The 4,677-nt window shown below is 25.0% G+C and carries 5 protein-coding genes and 1 riboswitch; all 5 genes read left to right on the top strand.

Features of this window, described 5'->3' with window-relative positions; all coding sequences use genetic code 11:
• The first annotated feature begins 321 nt into the window (after positions 1–321).
• The 5 genes from RGC78_RS15875 (at position 322) to RGC78_RS15855 (ending at position 4,585) form a co-directional block, all read left to right on the top strand.
• Positions 322–699 (top strand): GntR family transcriptional regulator, encoded by a 378-nt coding sequence (locus tag RGC78_RS15875; RefSeq protein WP_252211673.1) that lies wholly within the window; start codon positions 322–324, stop codon positions 697–699.
• Positions 699–1,559, top strand: coding sequence for an ABC transporter ATP-binding protein (locus RGC78_RS15870; RefSeq protein ID WP_252211674.1), 861 nt, complete (start codon positions 699–701; stop codon positions 1,557–1,559). The genes RGC78_RS15875 and RGC78_RS15870 overlap by 1 nt, the downstream gene beginning before the upstream one ends.
• Positions 1,559–2,206: an ABC-2 transporter permease gene (locus RGC78_RS15865; RefSeq protein WP_252211675.1), complete on the top strand. Its 648-nt coding sequence runs from the start codon at positions 1,559–1,561 to the stop codon at positions 2,204–2,206. The genes RGC78_RS15870 and RGC78_RS15865 overlap by 1 nt, the downstream gene beginning before the upstream one ends.
• 257 nt (positions 2,207–2,463) lie before the next feature.
• On the top strand, positions 2,464–3,414 hold the full coding sequence (locus RGC78_RS15860) for a hypothetical protein (RefSeq protein ID WP_252211676.1): 951 nt from the start codon (positions 2,464–2,466) through the stop codon (positions 3,412–3,414).
• Between the two features lie 233 nt (positions 3,415–3,647).
• Positions 3,648–3,731, top strand: a riboswitch (cyclic di-GMP riboswitch).
• 92 nt (positions 3,732–3,823) lie between these two features.
• Entirely contained in the window at positions 3,824–4,585 is a 762-nt protein-coding gene (locus RGC78_RS15855; RefSeq protein ID WP_252224036.1) for a prepilin peptidase, read from the top strand.
• The last annotated feature ends 92 nt before the right edge of the window (positions 4,586–4,677 follow it).

The following is a 4,677-nucleotide window of genomic DNA, read 5'->3' as shown; positions in this document are numbered from 1 at the left end:
TACTCATTAAGGGTTCTAAAAGTCCATTTACAATGCCACTTCACCTATTGCATATATCAACACTGTTTTAAAACATAGCCAATTTTTAAAATAGAGTTATTGAATTTAGTAATGTGAATTCAATGGCTCTTTTTCTGTGTAAGTTACTTTTAAAATCCTCTGCCTATAAGCTTTATGAGCAATATCAACTTTTTTTATATAGTACATTTATTTTGAGACATAGCAACTATTATAGAAAAAATTTTAGTAACTATTGACTATAGTGTTCATACTGTATATAATACAACATATACAGTACATACTTTAAGGAGGAAAAACTGATTGAAGATATTATTATCTAATAAATCTGATTTACCTATTTATGAGCAGATAAAAACACAGATTAAGGAACAGATAATGTCTGGTAAAATTGCAGAAAATGAATTTTTACCATCAATAAGACAATTAGCTAAGGATTTAGGTATAAGTGTTATTACAACAACTAGGGCATATTCAGATTTAGAAGAAGAAGGATTTATAGCAACTATTAGGGGAAAGGGAAGTTTTGTACTTCCTAAGGATAATGAAATGGTAAAAGAGCAATATTTAAAAAGAATTGAAGAAGCTTTTACTGCTGCAATTGAAAATGCAAAATTAGCAAAGGTTTCAAAAAGTGAACTTATTATCATTTTAGAAAATTTGATTGAGGAGGATAAGTAATGAATGCACTTGAAATAAGCAATTTAAATAAAAAATTTAAAGATTTTAGCTTAGAAAATATAAATTTAAGCTTACCTAAGGGATATATATTAGGGTATGTAGGGCAAAATGGGGCAGGAAAGACTACAACTATAAAACTTATTATGCAGCAGTTAAAAGCAGATAGTGGAGAAATAAGTGTATTTGGAAAGAAGTACAAAGGAAATGAAGTTGAATTTAAAGATATGATTGGATTTGTGGGGGATGAATGTTACTTCCCACAAGGTTTTAAGTTAAAAGACGTGATTAATACATTAAAAGATTTTTATCCATCATTTAATGAAGATAAATTTAATCATTATGTAAATTTGTGGGAACTACCAAGGGATAAAAAAATTAAAGAGTTTTCAAAGGGAATGAAAATAAAACTAACATTTGCAAGTATATTTGCAAGAAAAACTAAATTACTTATATTAGATGAACCAACAAGTGGACTTGATCCTGTTATTAGAAATAATATTTTAGAATTACTACAGGAATATATAGAAGATGGTGAAAAGAGCGTATTATTTTCCACACATATTACAAGTGATTTAGAAAAGATAGCTGATTATATATTTTTTATAAATAAAGGAAAGATGATATTTAATGATACTAAAGATAACATTTTAGAAAAACATTTTGTGGTCAAAGGTGGAAAAGAAGACTTAACTACTAATATCAAGGACAAATTGATAGGATATAAAAAATCAAATGTTGGATTTCAAGGGGTAATATATGCTGAGGATAAAAAATATTTAGATGATGAATTACTAATTGAAAAACCATCTATTGAGGAAATAATTGTATTTTATATAAATAGTGGAAAGGAGGATAAATAATGAATGCTATAAATTATTTAAAGTTTGATTTTAGAATAATAAAAGGAAACTTGAAGTATTATTCATTGTTTTTTATAGCCTTTGCCATATCAATGCTTTATTCAGAGAATAATATTAATGCAATGAGTTACTTATTCTTTGTTTTAATTATTGTTGCAATATTACCATTTAGTTCAGAAGGCAATAAAAAAAGTACAGAAATGTATTATATGTTTCCGTCTAAAACATCAAGTATGGTAATGGGAAGATTTTTATATTTAATAATATTAAATATTATTGTATGGGTGATAGAAATTTCTACAATGATACATTTTTATAATATTGGTTCAATCGAGATGTCTGAAATTATTTTAATATGTTTTGCAGGGATAATTGCTACAATCGTATGCATGATTCAGTATTCTGTTTATTATAAATTTGGAATGGAAAAGGGAAGAGCTATTCTAATGCTAGTATATATGGTTCCAGCATTTTTTATATTTGCATTACCATCTATATTAAGTGAAAGAACTATTCCTAATAATATATTAAATCTTATGATAGCTAATAAAACAATTATAGGAATTACAACTATTATTACAATAATAGTTGTCGGAGCAATATCATACTTAATATCATGCTATATTTGTGAAAATAAGGATGTATAGAAACAATTATAAAATTAAGGTTAATTTAAGAAAATGTTGATATGCGTATCAGGAAAATTGAGTTATAATAGGATAATAAAGACAGTAAAATTATTAAATAATGTTAATACTTCTTAATTTGAAATAAAACTTATTAAGGCAAATAATATATTTATTTAAAAGAAAAAAATTATCTGATTTTTAATATGTTTTAGATTAAGCTTAAGATATTATAAATTGAATTAATTTAAAAACAAGTATAAATAGGGGGTAAAAAAATGAAACTTAAAAAAACATTATCAATTGTTATGGCAGCAACATTATCTATTTTTACTATTGCAGGATGTAGCGAGCAAGGAAAGAATTATTCAAAAGAATTAAATAATTTAACAAAATGGGAGGCAACATCTTCAGAATTTACAGGAGAAATGTCTATAGAAGCTAATGGAGAAAATGAAAACTTCACATTTTCTGGTACAAGCTATATGAAAGGACAAACTCAAGGTCATATGAACTTTAAGTTTAATAGTAAGTCAGGAAAAATAAATATACCAGAATTAGATATGTATTTAGATAACGGAATATCATATATTAGCAAGAATTATTATACACAAAATTTCACACTAAATGGAATAGAAGCGCCAAAGAGTATTAGTAATATATCTGCTGACTATATTGGAATAGATTCAGGATTAGATATGAATTCATTAATAGAATTAACTAAGTCACCTGACTATTTATCAAATTTATCTACTCAATTATTCGGAAAAAATAATGATGTAGAGATACCAATGAAACAAAATGGTAGAGAATATTCTGTAAATATGGATAGTGATCAAATAGTTGACTTAGTATCAAAAGGAATATCAGGTTTATCAGAAAACTTAGATAATAGTAATTCTACATTTAAATTAGGACTAAATGAAGAAATGATAAAAACATTAAAAGAGGGTGTAAAAGATCCTTCATTTAAAACAATGTTAGAACAAGCAAAACCTATGCTTAATGGATCAAATATTTCTACTAAAGAAAAGTTTACTGATGATAGCTATACTGCAGAATTTAATATGAACGTGCAAATAGCTGGTATGGCAAAAATAAATATTAAAGTTAACTCTACTAGTAAGAAGGCAGAAGTAAAAGATGTTTCAATGCCAGTTAATAGAGTAACTTTCACACAAGAACAATTTATGAATATGATGATTCCAGAAGATACTCAAGCTAAATAAGAAATAATTTTTTAAAATATAAATTTGAATAAGATAAACCAATTTAAGTTGAGAGAACATCAATTTAAATTGGTTTATTTTTTATTATAAAGTTAATTTTGTATTTATTATGAAATGGTTTTATAAATAATAAAAATTAAAAAATAATTCCAATTTTAATAAAAGGTTGGTATAATTATATTAACAAATAAAAGTAAAAAATATAATAAAAGTAAAAAATAATAAATTATAGAATAAAAGTTGGAAACTGTGAATAGTTCTCTTAATTTGGGCACCTTGAGGATTATGAGTTAATGGTGCACCCGGCCAACAAATTAGTTAAATTAATTAATTTAACTAATTTGTTGGTTTTTTCTATATATAAATATATTTAATTAAACACATTGGAATTGGAGTGGGAGGAATATGAATGTTAAATTATGGATTAGTAATTATATTAGGATTAGTTATAGGTAGTTTTTTAAATGTATGTATTTATAGAATTCCACTTGAGCAATCAATTTCTTATCCACCATCTCATTGTGCAAGTTGCAATCATAAATTAAAACCAATAGATTTAGTTCCAATATTTAGTTACTTATTTTTAAAAGGTAAATGTAGATATTGTAAAGAAAAAATTTCAATAATATATCCATTAGTGGAAATACTTAATTCCATATTATGTATTATTATATTTTTAAATTATGGATTAAGTTTAGAATTTTTTAAATATAGTATATTAAGTTCATTATTAATAGTAATAGGAATGATAGACTATAAAACTCAAGATATATATACATCAACTATAATATTTGGAGTAATATCTAGCGTGATTTTTATAATAATAGATTATTTAGTTAATAAAAATGCAATTTCAACTTATATTTTAGGGGGAATAATTGGATTTTTAGCATTAGGAATTATAGTTATAATAACTAAAGGTATGGGCATTGGAGATGCTGAAATTACATTAGTTTGTGGTTTGTTTTTAGGAATAAAGGGAGTAATTGTGACTTTGTTTTTAGGAATAATAATAGGGGGAATAGTTGCAGTTATTATTTTAGCTTTAAAACTAAAAGATGCAAAAGATTCCATGGCATTTGGTCCATGTTTATCTATAGGTGCAATTATGTATATGTTATGGGGAGACATGATAATAAATATTTATTTTAGAATAGTAGCAATAATATAGGCTATGTTCTAAGTGAATGTTGATATTTTAGTATAAGGGCGAACTGGCATTGGAATTTGCTTTTTAGAACTCTTAATGAAGATTTGTACAAT

This window comes from Clostridium aquiflavi, assembly GCF_031344075.1.
Lineage (GTDB): Bacteria > Bacillota > Clostridia > Clostridiales > Clostridiaceae > Clostridium > Clostridium aquiflavi.
This window is presented reverse-complemented; position numbering and strand designations above follow the sequence as displayed.

What these genes read in the sequence shown, in the direction of transcription:
- RGC78_RS15870 (WP_252211674.1), top strand. Translation starts at nt 699, where the DNA reads ATGAATGCACTTGAAATAAGCAATTTAAATAAAAAATTTAAAGATTTT.
- RGC78_RS15865 (WP_252211675.1), top strand. Translation starts at nt 1,559, where the DNA reads ATGAATGCTATAAATTATTTAAAGTTTGATTTTAGAATAATAAAAGGA.
- RGC78_RS15860 (WP_252211676.1), top strand. Translation starts at nt 2,464, where the DNA reads ATGAAACTTAAAAAAACATTATCAATTGTTATGGCAGCAACATTATCT.
- RGC78_RS15855 (WP_252224036.1), top strand. Translation starts at nt 3,824, where the DNA reads ATGTTAAATTATGGATTAGTAATTATATTAGGATTAGTTATAGGTAGT.